Source organism: Singulisphaera photorubra, from assembly GCF_045290345.1.
Classification (GTDB): Bacteria; Planctomycetota; Planctomycetia; order Isosphaerales; family Isosphaeraceae; genus Singulisphaera.
Window position 1 is genome coordinate 8,949,390 of record NZ_CP155447.1, and the last position, 18,626, is coordinate 8,968,015.

The 18,626-nt window shown below is 59.9% G+C and carries 13 protein-coding genes; 9 read left to right on the forward strand and 4 right to left on the reverse strand.

Annotated features, from left to right (window positions below; genetic code table 11):
- Positions 1-170: 170 nt before the first annotated feature.
- On the forward strand, positions 171-2,045 hold the full coding sequence (locus V5E97_RS33460; protein ID WP_406695875.1) for a 3'-5' exonuclease: 1,875 nt from the start codon (positions 171-173) through the stop codon (positions 2,043-2,045).
- Positions 2,046-2,092: 47 nt separating this feature from the next.
- Here V5E97_RS33460 and V5E97_RS33465 read toward each other — a convergent pair whose 3' ends face one another.
- The gene (locus tag V5E97_RS33465; RefSeq protein ID WP_406695876.1) at positions 2,093-3,451 is read right to left on the reverse strand and encodes a right-handed parallel beta-helix repeat-containing protein; all 1,359 of its coding nucleotides are present in this window, start codon (positions 3,449-3,451) and stop codon (positions 2,093-2,095) included.
- 336 nt (positions 3,452-3,787) lie between these two features.
- Between V5E97_RS33465 and V5E97_RS33470 the strand changes: the two genes are divergently transcribed.
- Positions 3,788-4,270, forward strand: a complete 483-nt coding sequence (locus tag V5E97_RS33470) for an Hcp family type VI secretion system effector (protein ID WP_406695877.1) — start codon at positions 3,788-3,790, stop codon at positions 4,268-4,270.
- Positions 4,271-4,619: 349 nt separating this feature from the next.
- On the opposite strand, the gene V5E97_RS33475 is transcribed toward V5E97_RS33470, so the two are convergent.
- Complete coding sequence (locus V5E97_RS33475; protein ID WP_406695878.1) at positions 4,620-7,337, reverse strand: sigma-70 family RNA polymerase sigma factor; 2,718 nt, start codon at positions 7,335-7,337, stop codon at positions 4,620-4,622.
- 458 nt (positions 7,338-7,795) lie between these two features.
- On the opposite strand from V5E97_RS33475, the gene V5E97_RS33480 reads away from it, so the two are divergent.
- From V5E97_RS33480 to V5E97_RS33500, 5 genes are all read left to right on the forward strand, one after another.
- Positions 7,796-7,924 (forward strand): hypothetical protein, encoded by a 129-nt coding sequence (locus V5E97_RS33480; RefSeq protein ID WP_406695879.1) that lies wholly within the window; start codon positions 7,796-7,798, stop codon positions 7,922-7,924.
- Positions 7,925-8,169: 245 nt separating this feature from the next.
- On the forward strand, positions 8,170-8,544 hold the full coding sequence (locus tag V5E97_RS33485) for a DUF2147 domain-containing protein (RefSeq protein ID WP_406695880.1): 375 nt from the start codon (positions 8,170-8,172) through the stop codon (positions 8,542-8,544).
- Between the two features lie 1,085 nt (positions 8,545-9,629).
- Positions 9,630-11,480, forward strand: coding sequence for a 30S ribosomal protein S1 (locus tag V5E97_RS33490; RefSeq protein WP_406695881.1), 1,851 nt, complete (start codon positions 9,630-9,632; stop codon positions 11,478-11,480).
- A 440-nt stretch (positions 11,481-11,920) separates the two neighbouring features.
- Positions 11,921-13,372, forward strand: coding sequence for a N,N-dimethylformamidase beta subunit family domain-containing protein (locus tag V5E97_RS33495; protein ID WP_406695882.1), 1,452 nt, complete (start codon positions 11,921-11,923; stop codon positions 13,370-13,372).
- Positions 13,373-13,457: 85 nt separating this feature from the next.
- Positions 13,458-13,922: a nuclear transport factor 2 family protein gene (locus tag V5E97_RS33500; RefSeq protein ID WP_406695883.1), complete on the forward strand. Its 465-nt coding sequence runs from the start codon at positions 13,458-13,460 to the stop codon at positions 13,920-13,922.
- Positions 13,923-14,311: 389 nt separating this feature from the next.
- Here V5E97_RS33500 and V5E97_RS33505 read toward each other — a convergent pair whose 3' ends face one another.
- Complete coding sequence (locus V5E97_RS33505; protein ID WP_406695884.1) at positions 14,312-14,626, reverse strand: hypothetical protein; 315 nt, start codon at positions 14,624-14,626, stop codon at positions 14,312-14,314.
- A 221-nt stretch (positions 14,627-14,847) separates the two neighbouring features.
- A complete protein-coding gene (locus V5E97_RS33510) occupies positions 14,848-15,771 on the reverse strand; it encodes a metallophosphoesterase (protein ID WP_406695885.1) in 924 nt (307 codons plus the stop codon).
- Positions 15,772-16,323: 552 nt separating this feature from the next.
- Between V5E97_RS33510 and V5E97_RS33515 the strand changes: the two genes are divergently transcribed.
- Positions 16,324-16,914: a pentapeptide repeat-containing protein gene (locus tag V5E97_RS33515; protein ID WP_406695886.1), complete on the forward strand. Its 591-nt coding sequence runs from the start codon at positions 16,324-16,326 to the stop codon at positions 16,912-16,914.
- 557 nt (positions 16,915-17,471) lie between these two features.
- Positions 17,472-18,605: a glycoside hydrolase family 18 protein gene (locus tag V5E97_RS33520; RefSeq protein ID WP_406695887.1), complete on the forward strand. Its 1,134-nt coding sequence runs from the start codon at positions 17,472-17,474 to the stop codon at positions 18,603-18,605.
- Positions 18,606-18,626 lie beyond the last annotated feature (21 nt).

Here is an 18,626-nt window from a genome sequence, read left to right on the forward strand (position 1 = left end):
CTCTTCGTACGAGCCAATCGAGCGGCGATATGGCCGTTTGTCTACTTAATCAGAGATGCTCCGCACTGCTACCATGAGCGGGTTTGCTTGATGCGCTGAGCGGGGACGCCGGTGTTGACTTTGGTGTCTGAGAAAATCGGCATCGGATTGAAAGCAGGACGACGCATCCCATGGCGATTCTGATCCCCGACTTCTGTCCTTCCAAGGCGACTGTAGGGGAGAAACGCGTCTACGGGTTGTTGCGGGACTCCCTGCCCGACAACTACACGGCCTGGTACGAGCCGGTCGTCGGCGACCGTCGACCGGATTTCACGCTTTTGGCCGACGACTTCGGCCTGATCGTCCTGGAAGTCAAGGGCTGGTACGCTGGCCAGATCGCCCGGGTCACCGACCAGGAGGTTGAGCTGCATCGGACCGAGGGGGGGCAGACCCAGGTTGAGATGCACAAGAACCCGATCCGGCAAGTCCGCGATTACCTGAATATCCTGATGGATACTTTGGCTCGCCCTGAGTATGCCATCCTCCGTCAGCCTGAGGGGGAACATCGGGGGAAACCGTGTTTTCCCTGGGGGTACGGGGTGATCTTGACCAATATCACCCGCGGCCAGCTCGTCTCCGCGAGGCTCTCTGACCTCTTCCCTCCTGACAAGGTCATCTGTCGCGATGAGCTGACGTCGATGGATGGTGCCGGCGATCGCGCAGTCATCCGCCGGCTCAAGGCGATGTTCCCCGCCCCGTTTCCCTTCGACCCGTTGACCGAGGATCAGGTCAAGACGGTCAAGGGCGTCCTCCATAAGGAGGTCGTCGTGCGCAGGAGGCCCGCGACGGCGGCCTCCGTTCCGAAGGGGCAGTTGTTGTTGCCGGGGGCGGTGGCTTTCGACGTTCTCGACGCTCGCCAGGAGCAGGTGGCTCGTTCACTCGGCGACGGACACCACATCGTCTTCGGTGTTGCGGGGTCAGGGAAGACGGTTTTGATCTTGGCGCGAGCCCAACTCATCGCGCTTCAGAACGTGGCGAAAAAGGTCTTGATCCTTTGCTACAACAAAGCGCTGGCGACGGATCTTGTCGAGCGGCTTGGAAAACGAAGCCCAAAGAATATCGAAATCCGTCACTTTCACTCGTGGGTGGCGCGGAAGACCGGGCTTCGGAAGCGCGAGGGCGAGAGCTTCGACGACTATGAACGGCGACTCATCGCGGCGATGCTTCGAGGGACGGATCACTGGACAGAAGCAGATAAATATGACGCGATCCTGATCGACGAGGCTCACGATTTCGAGCCGGATTGGTTCCGTTGTGCCACGAGCCTCCTACGCGATGGACCCGATGGCGACATGCTGATCGCGGCCGACGGGGCTCAGAGCCTTTACGGTCGCAACCGCAAGTTCACCTGGTCGAGCGTCGGAGTCCAGGCGAGGGGGCGGTCGCGCCGACTGACGCATAACTATCGAAACACGAAGCAGATCCTGGAGTTCGCCTGGCAGGTGGCCCAATCGACCGTCAAGGAGGATGACGCCGAGTCAGAGACTCTCGTCCGGCTCGTGCCCACGCGTGTCCTCCGTCGCGGTCCGGTCCCCTGCTACCGCGGCTGCGGCACGGTTGACGAGGAGCACGCGTTGATCGCCCGGCTGGTCCAGCGATTCCGCGAGAGAGGGATCGCTGCGAAGGAAATCGCCATCCTCTACCCCCGGAACGAACGAGGACGGATCGACGACCTCTGCCAGCTCCTGAGGCGTACGGGCGAGGTGAGTTGGATCTCCAACGAATCGGATCGGGCCGGAGGGGTGCGTTCGCTCGCTCAGCCAGGTGTGCGACTTGCGACCGTCCACGCGGCCAAAGGGCTCGAGTTCACGGCCGTCATCTTCTGCGCACTGGACCTGCTGCCGAACCGGCAGCAGGCCGACGAGGTTCGTGATAGCAACCTGTTGTATGTCGGCCTGACACGGGCCACGGACGAGCTGATCGTGACCTGGGCAGGACGAAGTGCGTTCACGGACCGCCTACCGTACGCCTCCAAGGCCGTCGCTTTGACCGACTCCCTGCTTTAAATCGGAACGGGTTTGCAACTCGTCGCGTGGCGCATGTCGCTGGCCGATCACTTCGGGGCTTCGGGCTTCGCCTTCTCACGGCGGTGGTCGTCGATCGCGGTGGTCGCCTCGATCTGATTCGTCTCGATCTGGATCGGGCCGACTCGATCCTCGACCAGGATGCCGACGGTCTGCCGCTGTTTGGCCCCCACGCGCGTGTCACGAATCACGTTGTCCTCGAAAATCAGGCCGGTGGGTTCTCCGCGGACTCGGATGCCGGCAGTGCCCGGCTCTCGACCGTTGTCTTCGATGATGTTCGCTTGCAGACGGTTGCGGTGGGGGGACATCCCGGTTGTCTCGTTGCGGAAGAAGACGCCGTTTGAGCCGTTGCGGATCACCTGGTTGCCACGCAGCAGGTTATCGGAGTCCTTGTGTCCGATCGAGATGCCGAACCGACCGTTCGCCTCCAGGCGGTTGTTCTCGAACACCCCATGCCGGACGCGCCAGCAGAGGAACAGGCCGTCCGTCCCGTTGTTCCGGGCCACATTGTTGCGCAGGACGGGGCGTTGCGAGCCGCTCCCGGGGTGAAGTCCGAGATCGGAGTTCTCTTCGCTGATGCAATCGATGACGGACACATCATTCGACTGCTGGAAACTGATCCCGTCGCCGTGGTAGTTCCGCACGACGCAGTTCCGGACCACCGTGCCAAAGCCGCGGTAAAGGTAGATCCCCGCTCCTCGGCAGCCATTGAGCATGGGATTGGTATTCTTGGATCCCTCGATGACGAGGTTCTCGACGGTTGCCCCCTGGAGGTTCACACCGCTGACCACGGGGAAGACAGTGGCCGCCTTCGCATGGTTGGCGACCATGCAGTCGGCCATCAGCGGCGCATCGATCGAGAACGTTTTTCCGTGGCGGCCTGTCACGCGGGCCACGGTCGTATGGAAGCCGCCGGCGTTGTCATCCCAGATTGCGACGCCGGCACCCACCGCGAAACCGGAGGGGGTCTCGACCGTGATCTGCTGTTCGCCGAAATCGCCGTCAAGGGCCAGAGGAGCGACCACCGCATCGGCCTTCCGCAGGATCGTCTTGTCCTTCTGGCCGCGGACGGTCACGTTCGAGCGTAGATGCAAGGAATCACGCATCAGGTATTCGCCCTCGCCGATCTCGACGACGCCGCCGCCCAGTCCCGCGACGTAATCGACGGCCGCCTGGAGCGCCCGGTTGTCGGCCCCGATCAGGTCGGTACCGGTCCTGCCCACACTGATCGTGGGCCGCTCGCTCATTGCCGAATGCATGGCGGTCGGCAGTTGTTGCTCGTCGGATTTCGGAGCGAAGTCGTCGCCATACGCGACCGTCCCGGCGCCGAGGACGATGGCGATTCGACTGAACTGTCGCCAGCGGATGTGCGGCGGAATCATGGACATTGGGAACCTCCGGGAACTTGTTCGCCCAACGCGGGTTGCTTCCGCGTGGTCGTGACCTCGGTTCAACGTGCGGGGAGACTGGTCGGGGAGTCATTGATTGAGGACAAGTATCTCCCGTGGTCGGCACAGAAGGAAGCAGGATGTGCCTCCCTTGCGACTTCGTCGAACCGAGCGAACTCCACGCCGCAGAGTGCATGATATTTCGGCTCCGATCCGAATCCTAAAATTATTCATGGGTGTCACGTCACCGGGCTTCCGCGATTTCGTAATGAAAGCAGTCCGGGAGGGATGGCCTGCCGGACTCAACTAAGAGTAGAGAAAGAGGAGAGGACTTCGATGGCAGTCGACATGTTTCTGAAGATTACCGACGTCAAGGGTGAATCCAAGGACAAGGGGCACGCGGGCGAGATTGAAATCGAGTCATTCAGCTGGGGAGCGAGCCAACTCGGTGCGTCTTCGCACGGCACCGGAGCTGGCGCTGGAAAAGTGTCGATGAATGATTTTCACTTCGTGATGCGGAACAACTCGGCTTCGCCTAGCCTCTTCCTCTTCTGCGCCAATGGCAAGCACTTGAAGGAAGCCAAATTAACCTGCCGAAAGGCGGGCGGTACGCAGCAAAACTTTTTGGTCGTCACCATGTCCGACTTGTTGATCTCCAGCTACCAGACCGGCGGCTCGCAGGGCGGCGAGGTACCGATGGACCAGATTAGCCTGAACTACTCGAAGATCGAGATCGACTACCTGGCCCAGGACGAGAAGGGGATCACGAAGTCGGCCGGCAAGAAGCACTGGGACATGAAGACCAACACGGGGGGCTGAGCCGGACTCGAACCGTTTGGAAGTGGTCGGAACGCGGGATCGCTGGGAATGCAAAAGAACGCAACCGGAGGGGCTCATCAGCCTTCCGATTGCGTTCTCGTTTTGGGATCGGCAAGAATTGTCACTCAGAATGGAATTTGTTTTGAGGTGACTTCTTTCGACGTTTCTGGCGTCCTTTCCAACTTGTCACGGCATCGTGATGGGTTTCGAGCCAACCTGATCACAGCGAATGAGTGGCGAAGGCCTTGGTCTTTGCGCTCGAATCCCCGGCGAGTTCATCTCGCACCAAGTCAGGCCGGGGTTGCAGAGAATCATTCATAACTGATCACTCGAAGGTGGATGAGAGAGTTCAAGGCGATCGAAGGAGCGCGGAGATTCGGGCCGCGGCCGATCGGCCCTCGACCGTATCGGGAGCTTCACCAAGGATTTCGCGATAGAACTTCAGGGCTCCTGGGAGTTTTCCGGACTTTTCCAGGTTGCGAGCGATTGGGTATTTTTGGCGGGCGCGTTGCGCCGACTTCGCCGCAAGCTGGCGCTGTCGGGCCTCGAGTTGGTTTTGCACGTCGCGTGCTTCGGCTTCCTCGCGTTCTTTGCGAACGAGCGCTTCGGCCTCACGGACCTCGTCCGGTTCAAGTCGAGACTCGAGCTCGGACGCGAGCATAACCCCAGCCGAGGATGCCGCTGAGGGGGCGACGAGCGATTTCAAAAAGGCTTCGATCTGGGATTGCTCCTGATAGGTTAGCGCGAAGTATCGACGCGCCGCGGCTTTCGCCTGGCCTCCATGCAGGGCGATGGCCTCCTCCAAGGTCTGTGCTCGACCGTCATGTAAATAAGGGGCGGAATCACGGAAGCCCCAAAGGGGTGGGGTGCGCCATTCTCCAGGTCTCGGCCCCCCCAGGGATTCGGATCCGTCGATCCAGTAGTAACTTCCCGAATCGCTTAGACTCGAGCCCATCTCGTGAAGGAGCAGGTCACTATAGATCCCGCGAACATTTCCGAGCGACGGCGCGTGGCAGGATGCGCAGCCAATTTCGGCGAACAGCCGGCGCCCTTCTCCCATGCCCTTCGTGCCGTGCGGCCCCGAAGGATCGATAACGACCGGCGCGGGAAGTGATCGGACGTAGGACACGAGGGCATCACACTCCGGTTCGATGAGGTCGAGACCTTTCGCTTTTACGTCAGAGGCGAGGGGCGAGACTCCTTGTGAGTGCCCGGTGACTTCCAGACCGAGCTCGCTGGCGCAAGCACCTCGGACAAACTCGTGGAGGCTGGAGATTTGTGCTTTCCAGCCGAAGCGGCCAATTCGGCCTTTAGGATCGCGGCTGACCCGGCCTCTGATGTCGGCATCCTGGTGCTTTGCTTCGTCGATCAGGACCACGGAGGGGACTGAATCGATCAGACCCGCCCCGAAAAGTGCGGGGGAATTCCGCTCGGAAACGAGCAGGGTCAGGCCTGGCTCCATCGGCAAGCTCGACGCGCGTGGACGAAGCCCGCGATTCAAGATGGTCTGGTCCGCGAGTTTGCCGATGTGGGATTCGACGGAAGCCTCACCGTCGTCCTCGGGAGCCGGCGTGGCTTTCTTGCCTTGGCGCTCGAGAAAGTGTCTTCGCCAAGATCCATAAGTGGAATCGGTGCCGAAGCGATGGAGGACGGTGCTGCGAGTCCCGCGAAACCCGGGATGGATCCGATCCAGGTTCTTGGGCAAACCTCGGCGGCTGTCGGAGAGCGCTGTGAGGATGACCACATTCTTGTTCTCCGGCCCCGCCCCGCCGGGAGCGCCCAGGCCATGGCAGGCCACACACGAGGTTTCGTTGTAGACCGGCCCTAGCCCATCGCCACCGCGACTCAACGCGTCGTTGGCAGCCCATTCCTTGGCGAAGAGCAGCTCACCTCGCTTTTGCTCTTCGTTGATCGGTCTTCCCATGCGCAATAAAGTGACCTGAGCTGCCGACTTCTCCGAGGCATCGTTCATCACTTCGACGAGCGGTCCGTCCCGTTGCGGATCCGGGTTGCGGACCGCATTCGCAGTCGGGGTGGCAGCCTTGGGAGCGATTCCGATACTGGAGCCGAGCGGCGGACGACCGATCGTCACCTCGGCGGCCGCTTGATTCGATCTCGCTGACTCGCGATTTGATCGGGCCGGGTTCGGTCCCAACGAGAAAGAAGACCAAGGCTGCTGATGAATGCCAACCCAGCCCACGGTTGCGGTGATGCCGATGGCCAGCACCAGATTCGTTGCCACCTTGATTCGGGCCGCGGCCATGGTTTTGAGCACCGCATCGGCCAAGGCAACGACCGACGTCGAAACGTACCCCGTCGCCGCTACGTCGCTCGCGACGAATCCGGCTGCACCACGGACGGTGGAGTCGACCAGCATTGCAGTCACCAAGGCCGAGGCACCCTCGGCTCCGAACATGGCGTTGATCAGCGCAGCCGCCGGGAGAATCCCGCGTCGGATCATTCGCACTCGAAGCCGTTCCCGCGCACGGCTTAACCGCACTCCGATCGTGCTCACTGGGCAACGCATCCGATAGGCCGCCTCCTGGTACGTCAAGCCCTCAAGTTCACAAAGGACGACCGGGATGCGATACCTTTCAGGCAATCGAGAAACCTCTTCGTGGAGGACCGCGAACTCCTCACGGTCGATCAAGATCAGGTCGGGCCGGTCCACGTCGTCGGACGACTCTCGGTAGGCACGCTCCGCGGTCCTGACCTCACGCTGCTGCCTGCGCCCGTCCCGCGTCCTTGCCTCCCATGCCGTGCGCAAGGCCACTCCGTACAGCCAGTTTCCCAGCAGCTCCGGCTTCCCGATCGACCTGGACCTCCGCGCCAGGACCAGGAAGGTGGCCTGAAAAGCATCCTCGGCGTTGTGACGGTCGCCGAGGATTTGTTGACAAACGCGCAAGACCATCGGCCCGTGCCGACGAACCAGAGCGGCGAAGGCCTTGTCGGCCGATTCGTTGCGATGAGCGTTGAAGTGCCCCAGCAATTGACCGTCGCTCATCCCTGCTGCACCCAGGGCCTTTGTGGATCGCTTGGGGACCGCCTGCGATTGCCCGTTCGCCATGATGACGACCTCCGTAGAACGTCTGGTGTCTCCTTCATACTACTGGGAACCCGAGCCCGTCCTATTTCAAATATTCGAGCGTCGGGCCGTACGCTACTTCTGGATTGCGCAGTTACGCGCACCCGATCCGCGCGTCCGGGGGGCAGGCAACGCTTCTATCAGGCTCAGTCGAGATCACACCGTCGCTGGAGAGCCTGATTGGAGTGGATTCGAGGGGCGGTCGAGCACAAGCCCACGAAACAGAAGCAATCGACTTTCCTTGGCACGAGGCTTGCTTCTGATACTGAAGGGATTGCGGCAATCCGCCGACCACGTCAAGGAACGCCTCTTGGCATGACAGAGTATTCAGAATTGATTGAATTGTTGCGTTAGAATATTCATTGTCATTAGCGCGTCGAGCACCTGTTTGGTGCAAAAGACGATTCGCTTAAGGACATTGGCTTACTTAGGAGATTCCGATGAATACGCTCGAGATGATTCCGGTTGTCGTTGCGGCCGCTCAGTATTCTTTGATCTATCTGTTGCTGGGAGGTGGAGTCATGGGGGCCGCTGGCATCTATGTTGTCGCTAAGATGCTCGGTAAGTAATCGAACCTGTCGGCTCAGGATTGATGAAGCTGCGAACACATTCCTCCACTTCGTCTCAAGCTGGCGGAGTGCTCTCTGCTCATGGTCTGGCAACTCATGAAACTCGTCCAGTTGGGCGGTCCTGGTGACTTGCAGTCACGATCTGCGTGATCCTTGACCCGGGCTGGGGCGCCTGCTTCAATGTCGTTCGCCTCCCCCTCAATTCGTGGGAGGTCCAATTCTCCTTATCAACCCAGGAGGTTCCCTTGAGCCGAATCTGCGGATTTCTCAGCGTCGCTCTGCTCTGCGTCGCCGTCCCGGTGTTGGCAGCCGATCCGACCGGCACTTGGAAGTGGAGTGTCGAACGCAACGGTCAGACGTTTGAGACGACCCTCAAGCTGAAGCACGAGGGCGGCAAGCTGACGGGCACCGTCTCCGGCCGAAACAACACTGAGACGGAGATCGAAGACGGCAAGGTGGACGGGGACGACGTTTCGTTCAAGGTGACCCGGGAATTCGGCGGCAACAAGTTTGTCCAGACCTACAAAGGCAAACTGAGCGGCGACACGATCAAGGGCAAGGTGGAATTCGAGCGCAACGGTGAGGCTCAGTCTCGCGACTGGGAAGCGAAGAAGGGCTGAGGTCGACCGAGCAAGTTGGAAGTTCGATGAGACGAGGGCGTTGGCTCTCGTCTTTTTTTTTCGGCGATCCGCGACTGGGCGAGAATCTCGATGGATTTCCGGGCCGGCCGTGCTCCTGCAATCCAACCCGTTGCGGAAACCGCAAGAATCATCGGTTCTTTCGTTCGGTCGCGGATCCTTGTTCATTTTGGAGGGCGACCATTCCTTCGCCGGGAGAATCAATCTCTCAAGACCACGTCGAAACGCACCCTGTTCGCGCGAACGGACTGAAGCGAGCACGTCCTGCTACCAACCCGTGACTTGATCAACTCGATGCCCGCCCAACGAATGCTGCAGTGATCGAACGTACCCTCCCCTTCGAGCCGTTCACAAGCGAAGCGATCGGTGGTTTGGGGTAACTGGGTGATTCTTGAGCATCCGAGGTGTCATCACCTCACTCAAGGGGACGCCCTTGAAATCTGAAGTCGCCACCCCTCCGATTGCATCTGGATTGCTTGGTCCCCGATTCAAATTTGGAAATTCTGTGGAATTTCTTCCCATTCGCGCGATGAGCCGAGTGTCGGAGAAGAACTTTTCTTTGCGGCTTGTAGCGACCTTCGACGCCCTCGAAATCGAACTTCAACGCCGCGCCAGCCTTCGCGATCTGAGGGGATCTCTCCTTCGACGCGGCCGATTTAGGGGTATCGATTGAGCTCTGGCGAAATGGCGTAAAGCCTGTTTGACAAAATCTTTAAGATGTCTACTGGATGGGGCTGCGCGCATGCTGGCGGGGGTGTTGCGGAGCCGATCCCAGGGAGAGGAACGCTCCGTCCACCTTTTTCGCGATGCCTTGCCAACGTTAGCAAGGTATGGTCTGATCGGTCCGTCGGACACGGGCGATCCAACGTCTCTACAAAACCGGTCTGTCGGTCGACCCATGACTTGGGGTACGATCTTCTTTTCGCCTCGCGTCCGACCCATACTTGGGCGGTGGGCGTCTCCACCGCTTCCGAGCCAAACGACCTCGACGGACCCGGACCGACTGCGCGTGCAGCCGACCCGTGACGGGGCCGGACACACTCACGTAAAGTTAACCCACACTCTCTATGGTAGATCGTAACCTCCTCCGTGAACTCGACGTCCAGGACGTGGACGGCGAGGAATTCGACCTGGATTTCCTCCTCCAGGACGGCCCAAGCGTCGTGGCCGGTAGCATCGTCCTCGGCAAGGTTGTCGAGGTCGTTGGCGACCAGGTCGTCGTTGACGTCCGCTACAAGTCCGAGGGTCTCGTCTCGCTCCACGAATGGGACGAGGAGGAGTCACCTCCCAAACCCGGCGATGAAGTTGAAGTGCTCCTGGAGGGAATGGACGACGAGACCGGGGAAGTCGTCCTCTCCCGCAAAAAAGCCCACCGCATGCGGGCTTGGGAACGCGTCGTCTCCAAGCATCGCGAAGGCGACGTGGTCACCGGCAAAGTCACCCGCAAGATCAAGGGCGGGTTGCTGGTCGACATCGGGATCAACGCCTTCCTGCCTGCAAGCCAGGTGGATATCCGTCGCCCACCCGATATTGCGGACTACCTCGACCGCGAGGTCCGCTGCGTGATCCTCTCGATCGACGAGGACCGGCGCAACATCGTCGTCTCGCGCCGAAGTCTCATCGAGACCGAGCGGGTTGCCCTCCGCGAGCAGCTTCTGGCTGATATCGCCGTGGGTCAGGTCCGCACCGGTACGGTGAAGAACCTCGCCGACTTCGGTGCCTTCGTCGACCTCGGCGGCATCGACGGCCTGCTCCATATCACGGATATGGGCTGGGAGCGACTGAAGCACCCAGGCGAGCGGCTGCGTGTCGAAGAGAAGATCGAAGTGATGATCTTGAACGTCGACAAGGAGCGAGGCAAGATCGCCCTTGGCCTGAAGCAGCTGACCGCCAATCCCTGGGAGCAGGTCGCGGAGAAGTACGCTGTTGGCGCTCGCGTCACCGGCGAAGTGGTCAACGTCATGTCTTATGGCGCCTTCGTGAAGTTGGAATCGGGCATCGAAGGCCTGGTCCATATCTCGGAGATGTCCTGGACTCGACGCATCAACCACCCCAGCGAAGTCGTTCAGGCTGGCGAGCAGGTCGAGGTCGTCGTTCTGGGTATCAATCAGCAAAAGCGAGAAATCTCGCTGGGTATGAAGCAGACCCAGGCCGACCCGTGGGATCAGGTGGTCGAGAAGTATCCGCCCGGCACCATGGTCGAAGGGACCGTCCGCAACCTCACCAACTACGGCGCCTTTGTCGAAGTTGAAGAGGGGATCGACGGCCTGTTGCATGTCTCCGACATGAGCTGGACCCGGAAGATCGGCCATCCCAACGAAGTGTTGGAAAAGGGTCAGACCGTCAGCTGCCAGGTGCTCAGCGTTGACCTGGAGCGCAAGCGGATCGCCTTGGGCCTGAAGCAGCTGCGCCAAGACCCGTGGGAGACGGATATCCCCGACCGATACACGGCCGGCGATGTCGTCACGGGTAAGGCCACCAAGCTGACGAACTTCGGCGTCTTCGTCGAACTCGAGCCTGGCCTCGAAGGCCTCTTGCATATCTCCGAACTGGCCGATCACAAGATCGACAGTCCGGAGGAAGTGGTCAACGTCGGCGACGACATCGAAGTGAGAGTTCTCCGCGTCGATCGCGGCGAGCGAAAGATCGGCTTGTCTCGCCGGAAGGCTCAGGATTCGCCCGCCGAGCGGGATGAAACCGAGACTTCGGGATCGACCACCGCACCCGCCAGAGAAGAGCCCGCCAACCTGAAGGGTGGCCTCGGAGCTGGCGGACCGTTGTTCCGGCTCGGCGGCGATACAGAACCCGCCGAATCACCGAGCGAGCCCGAAGCGGAATCGCCCAGCGAACCCGTTGTGGAAACGCCTAGCGAACCCGAGGTGGAATCGCCCGCCACGGATGAGCCGGAAGCTTCCTGAACCGGACGTGATTCGAGAGTCGTCCCACCCTCGACATGGGTGGGACGACTCTTCCCCGTCAACTGCCGGAATGGTTGCGACCCCGATGATCGGAGTCGCAACCGCATTCGCTTCAGTTTGATCCAGACGGAAGTGATCCCCCTCTTGAGGCCGTTCAGTCCTCGCCTCTCTCGTCCTACTTCAACGGCGGCAACCTGCCGACGAAATGAATCAGGATCGTCTCGATTTCCCCGTTTTGTGATCTAGCAAATCTCTCACCCGCTCGCTCCTCGTGGGCGTCCCGCTCCTGATTTTGCAGTCACTTCTCGCTTTCCCATCCTCTGCTGAGAATACGACCGAGTTCCTCAAACACGGGCCCTTGCCTCGGGAGCGTTGATCTGCTCGCTGCGCCGGTTACACTGAGCCGGTGATTCGAAATCGGGCCTGAGGGGGAAGGACGAATGTCGACTCGGCGCAATTTCATGGGTGGGATCGGGGCCGGGCTCGTTGCTGCGACCGGTGTGAAGGCCAACGCTGCGACCGACGATGACGGACCGCCTTCGTTCGGGGTTGAGGGGTACACTGACCGCCTCAGCTACCGTGCTGGTGATGTCATCGGCTTGCACGTTTCGACCACGGCGCCGCATTACTCGTTGGAGGTGACTCGACTCGGTGCAAAGGACGAGGTCGTCCTCACGCAGTCCAACCTCCCTGGTGCATTGCATCCGATCCCTGAGAATGCGTCGTCGCACGGCTGCGGTTGGCCGGTTTCGCGGAAAATCACGGTTCCGTCCGACTGGCGGTCAGGGTACTACAACGTCAAGCTCCGTGTGGTTGATGGTGGTGGGAAATTCATCGGCCGCAACAACCGGATTGCCGAGGTCGACCTGTTTTTCATCATTCGTCCCGCCAACCCGGGCGAGGGTGGGTCGATCTTGCTGCCGCTGGCCACCAACACGTACAACGCCTACAACAACTGGGGCGGAAGCAGCCTCTATGCCTACCATGGGCGGGACAACCTGCAAGGGCATCGCGTGTCCTTCGACCGGCCGCTTGCGGGTCTCTTCCGGATGTGGGAGTTGCCGTTCGTGGCTTGGGCCGAGCGACAAGGTTATGCCATCGACTACTGCGCCAACGACGACTTGGAGTTTCACCCGGAGCTCCTCGAGCCCTACAAACTCGTCCTGAGCGTGGGCCACGATGAGTACTGGTCAGCCCCGATGCGCGACCACCTGGAGGCGTTCATTGGCCGGGGGGGCAATGTCGCCTTTTTCAGCGGCAACACCTGCTGCTGGCAGGTCCGTAGTGAGGAAGGTGGTCGAGCCTTGACCTGTTGGAAGCAGGGGTACAGCCAAGATCCTCTCTTCCCGACGGGCGACCATCGCACGCTCTCGACCTTGTGGAGCCACCACCTGGTGAAACGGCCCGAGAATCAGCTCACCGGGGTGGGCTTCCTCCATGGCGGTTATCATCTGAGCCACGGTCAGTTCATGGACGGTCAGGGGGCATTCACCGCGCACCGGCCCGGCCACTGGGCTTTCGAAGGCACTGGTCTCAAAGTCGGCGAGCCGTTCGGCGGCAAGCACACGGTTGTCGGCTATGAGTGCGATGGCTGCGAGTTCGAGATGAAAGACGGGCTCCCTGTCCCGACTCACCGCGACGGCACCCCCGAAGGGTTCACCATTCTCGCTTCCTGCCCGGCGAAGTGGCACCCCGACGATGCCTTGTGGTACGACCACTTTCCGCGTGACTCATCGGGCTTACCGATGCCGGGCGCGTCTGTGCTTGGGACGTATGACCGCGGAGGCACGGTCTTCACCGTCGGTACAACCGACTGGTCCCATGGTCTCCGCGGCGGCGACCCAGTTGTCGAACGAGTCACGAAGAACATCCTCGAACGCCTTTCGAAATAATGCGGTTCGGGGAAGCGAGTCATCCCCCTTCCTGCTCCGCCACGTCATCCGTTGGGAACGTCTTCTCTCGAAAAGGAGTGGGTTCATGTCGTGGCAGCATCGCCTCGGATCTCCCCGATTGGGCTCGATCGCTCTGGCTCTGGTGATGGTCGGCCTGCTGACCGCACCGGGGCCGGCACAAGAGGTCAATGTGGGCGGAGCGAGTTCAGAAGGTTCTGTGATCTCGGGACCGGAGCAGGTCGTCCAGAATCAGGTCGAGGCCTACAACCGCCACGATATCGAAGCGTTCCTGAAGACTTATTCCCCGAAGATCAAGCTGTACGACTTTCCCGATAAAGAGTCGGCATCGGGACTCGAGGCCCTGCGGGAGCGGTATGGCAAGCTCTTCAAAAGGGAGCCGGATCTGAAGGTCAGGATTGTCGACCGGATTGTGCAGGGCGATCGCGTCATCGACCAGGAGGAAGTCAGCGTGGGCGGACGTCAATTCAAGGCTGTTGCCATCTACCAGGTGAACGACGGCAAGATCACCGCCGTCTGGTTCCTCAAGTAGAGGCCCGTTGAATTGCAAGGATCGGCTGGTGTCTCAGCACTTGAGCAGGCGGACATGTTGGCCTTGCTTTGAAGGGTGCCCAAGCCTTGAGTGTCACCTGCATTCGCCACGGTCATCCCTCGATCAATCCAGGAAAACCGTGGCCACTTACATGGGAGCTGCCTGCGACTCAGTCCCTTGATCTTGCTGAGGGATGTTGCCGCAGGCGGTCCGCTTGTACTACGCGAGCAGAACCGGCCGGCCTGGCTGTTGGTATTCGGCCAGGCGGACCGGTTGGAGGAATTCCGACGGGTACCTGGTCAAGCCGGATCCTCCGCGGAGGTCTTGGCGAATCCGGGTCGACTTTGAGGAACTTCCGCCTTGAATACAATCATCCGGGATTCGCGGTGTCAGGCTGCGAACGAAGCGGCCGGTTCTAATCGTTTCAAAAGTTGCCGGTATTCGGCATGTCGCTTCAACTGGTCAAATGAGTTGGATGATTCAAGCAGCGGGAGCATCATTTCGAGCTCGTGCCGGTGGTCATCGCCGTCGTAATCCTTCTCATCGAGCATCAATTCAATCGAGGTGAGCGCGGCGTCACGAGCCTCGTCGAACGTGGCGTATCGGTCATACCGGTCGGCGTCATAGCGGCCTTCAGGATCGAAGTCGACAGTATCAACAGCATCAATCGTGATGTGGACGTACTGCTTGGCTATTCGGCTCATGGGAGTGGATCCCTCCGTTGATGTCAGCGGATGTGTGGGTTGAAGTGTATGGCTCATTACGCCGCCCCACGACATTCTGTTCGGAGAAATCATCCCACGAGTTTGGTTTCCCTCGCGGTTTGGAGGATACGCGGTTTTTCCAAGCGGGGTTGCGACGTTATTTCCCTTTGTTCGCGAAGTCCTTGACCTTCCCCACGATCGTGGGGAAGGTCACCGGCCTCTCACTTTTCCTCTTTCCCCTCCCTCGGCCACTGTCGGTCCACCTGCTTGCGAAAGCCCTGGATTCGGATCGTGCCGTCAGGTTGGATATTCATGACCGAGTACCCGTTGTTCTCGGGTCCTGAGCCTTCGATCATCGCGACGAGGGTGCAATAGTGGATGCCGGCAATCTCTTTGTAGTCGTTCTTGTGGCTGTGGCCCTGGAGGACGGTCAGCACCTTCCCCGACTCTTCCAGGACTCGTCGTATCTCGGGTCCGTTCCTGACGCCATGGCTGTTGCTGACATCGAGCCGCTGGTGGGCGAAAACGACGACCTTCTTGGTCGTGGACTTCAGGTCGTCTTGCAGCCAGTCCGTCTCCGCCTTCGAAATATTCGCGTCGGTCCACTCAAAGTTCTGACGTCCATACGGCTTTCCATCACTCCGAAAGCAAGCGTCCAGGACAATGAAATGGAAGTCACTGTGGTCGAAGGAGTAATAGGACCGTTTCTGTCCCACACAATCGAGGAACTCCTCCTTGGTCAGTGTGGAGACGCAATGGTTGCCCAGGACGTAATGCCGGTTCGGGGAAATCGCCGAAAACTCCCGGTTGATTCGCTCGAGAGCCTTCAACTCCGTGGTGATCGAGTCGGCAGAGTCGATAAGGTCGCCGAGTTCCACCACGAAACTCAAATCCTCCCGGCTAAACTGCCTGGCTGCCTCAGCCAACTTCTCGGGAGTCTCCCGGTAGTAGCGAGTTCCGACACGAGGTTTGTCAGCATAGTGCAGGTCCGTCAGCAGTCCGACGCTCAGGCCGGTCGTGGCCGAGTCCTCGCGAGCGGACAGGTTGCCCAGAGCCGCGGCGTCGAGGCTCGTGGCAGCAAGCACCAGCGAGCCCCGCTTGAGGAAAGCCCTACGCCCGAAACGGATTGGATCATTTTGTCGCATGGGAAATTTCCATGGGGGTTTCAAACCATGTGATTTGTTTTGTCGGAAGAGATTGGAACCGGAAAGGCCGCATTTTGTAGCCGGGAGAGGCGACGGTCAATAGACAGGAACGCACGCCTCTGGTATTGACTAGGGCGGTTATCCTCCGGATGGAATGAAGTCCGAGCAATTTGGAAGGGGCTGACTACCGTCCTGGCCCCTCGGTTCTCTGGCCCTCTCACAGGGGCGAGAGTTCGGACTCCCGCCAACCAGAGGCGTGCAAAATCTGACGCAAGCCGCCTCCACGGACATTGCGTATTGGGTTTGCAGGCTTGAAGCGGTGATTCTCCTTCGTTGAAGCCTGGCGCCGACGGTCGTCCCCTCGTGATTTCCCAACGGACTCGCTCATCGTGAAGCCCGTGGGGGGTATCCTGATTCTGGCAATGATGGAATGCATGCGGGGTGTCGATGACTTCAAGGAAATCTATGTGTGATGTGATGTAGTTGGATTGGGAAAAATGTATGGATTTCCTGTGTATTAATATTTAGATGGCAATGTTTCTGGGTGTTTCGATGCGGATTACTACGAATGCGGGCTACGTTCTCCTCGAACGTGAGGGCGAGTTGGCTGGGGCCGACCTGAGGGGGCTGAAATTACTCAGCGCTTATTTCAAGGACTCCTCGCTCAGAGCGACAAACCTTTCAGGGGCACTCCTCAGTTCTGCCGACCTCTCCGACGCCGACTTGTCGAGCGCCTGTCTCCGGGACGCAGTCATGGAGGGGGTCCTCTGCCTCGATGCTTACTTTGATCAGGCGGATCTCCGGGGCGCCGACCTCAATGGCGCATTCGGCTATCGAGCTTCGTTCCGAGGCGCGGATCTATCGGGTTCCGTTCTCCGCGGTGCCCACTTCGAGGAGGCTGATTTCACCGGGGCAAAGCTGGAAGGAGTGAAGCTTGGCAGGGATCATTTGAATAGTTCGACTGTGCTCCGGAGAGCCGATTTTCGCGGTGCTAACCTGGAAGGGTGGATCGTCGACGGGGCGATCCTCGAGGGGGCGTTATATGACTCCCACACCCGCTTCCCTCAAGGTTTCGACCCGAAGGAAAATGGGATGATATGCGGCTGTAACGATGGCAATGGGGTGGAGCCAGAGTTGGTATGAATCGCCCGCCTACGTTGCCCCGGCCAACACGAAAGCAAGCTTCCCTGTCTGGCGCCGGGCGACGACGACGAGCTTCAGGCACTTCTCAAGAAGGTTCGCATCAACCGGGACCGTGATCTCACTCGCCGGGCTCCCACGGGTTGAGCTTCACTTTCCCACGAGTCGATGGTGGCACCCCTTCGCCCACCCGCTCGAATCTGGCGGACGACCCTAGTCGTGTGTCCGCTTGCCTCCTCCCTCATTCTGAAGCTGTCGCCATTTCTCCTCGACGCTACCGCTTAGCCGCGCGTTCTCGACGGTTCTCTGAAATCCGAGCGACGTATTGAGGTCGGAAGGTCGCGCCCACTCGTCGCTTTCGAGGGGCCAAGGATCAGGATCTCAACGGATCTTCCACCGCGACCCCTGATCTCGATTAGGCTATCCTGGGTCACTCGATCCACGTCCGCCGCGGAGCGGGCACCTTGGCTGTGTCAAAGCGACATTTGCCGTCCTGCTCGGCGGAGGTTGGATTGCAGGCCTTTTTCCCTCTCGAAAACTCATTCCATTGAGGGTGGCAGATGAAGCATTTCCTGACACGACGTTCACTCCTCTGGGCAGCCGTTCTGGCTGGTTTCTCTTCGCCAGCCGCCACACTCGCTGCGCCCGATCAGAACCCCACGGACAAGGTGTTCGTGGGCTATCTGTTCGGCCAACCGCGCAACATCAACTTCGGGCTCTACACGCATCTTTGTCATGCGTTCGTTACGGCCGACGCCGAGGGCAACCTCAATCGTTCCCGAAGCGTTCCGAACCGTGACTTGATCAATGATGCCCACAAGGCAGGTGTCAAGGTCCTCGTGTCGCTGGGAGGCTGGGGTTGGGATGATCAATTCGCTGCCATCGTTTCCAAGCCGGAGGCGGAAGAACGATATGCGAAAGCCGTGATGGACCTCGTGGAAAAATCCAACTACGACGGGATCGACTTCGACTGGGAGTACCCGGATAACAAGCAGGAGGTCGTCGGATTCGAGCGGCTCTCTCGCCGATTTCGCAAGGATCTCGATGCGATCGGGGCGAGGAACGGGCGGTCGATGCTTCTGACGATGGCCGCGACTTCTCATCCCGGCACCCTCAGGTGGCTCGACAAGACGTTTCTGCTCGAAACGATGGATTGGGTCAATGTGATGACCTACGACTTCACCGGTGACTGGACCAACTACGCGGGGCACCACTCACCCCTCTATGCTTCCTCGAAACAACCGAAGGGGAATTCCCATTCGACCGAATCGACCATGAAATACCTGGTCGAAGAGCGGGGATTGCCCGCGAACCGGCTGGCGGTAGGCGTTCCACTCTACGGTCGGGGATTCGCCGTCTCGGAGCCCTATGCGTCCACGAAAGGCATCGCCAAGAACCGGATTCCCCAGGGCGAGTACAGCAACCTCCACAAGCTCCTGAATGCTCAGGGCTGGACCCGACACTGGGATGACGAGACCAAGAACCCTTGGCTTTTTGCGCCCGACCGCTCGATGGTGATGGGCTATGACGATGCCGAATCGATCGCGATCAAAACGGACTGGCTCCTGAAACAGGGATTCCGTGGAATCTTTTTCTGGCAGATCGCCGGCGATCGCCTGCCCGATGGCTCGAACCCGCTCCAGGAGGCCGCGCGCAAGAAGTGGGCCGCGGGTGCCCGACCGAGCGGCAAATAGTGCGGTGGGCCGGGTTTCAGT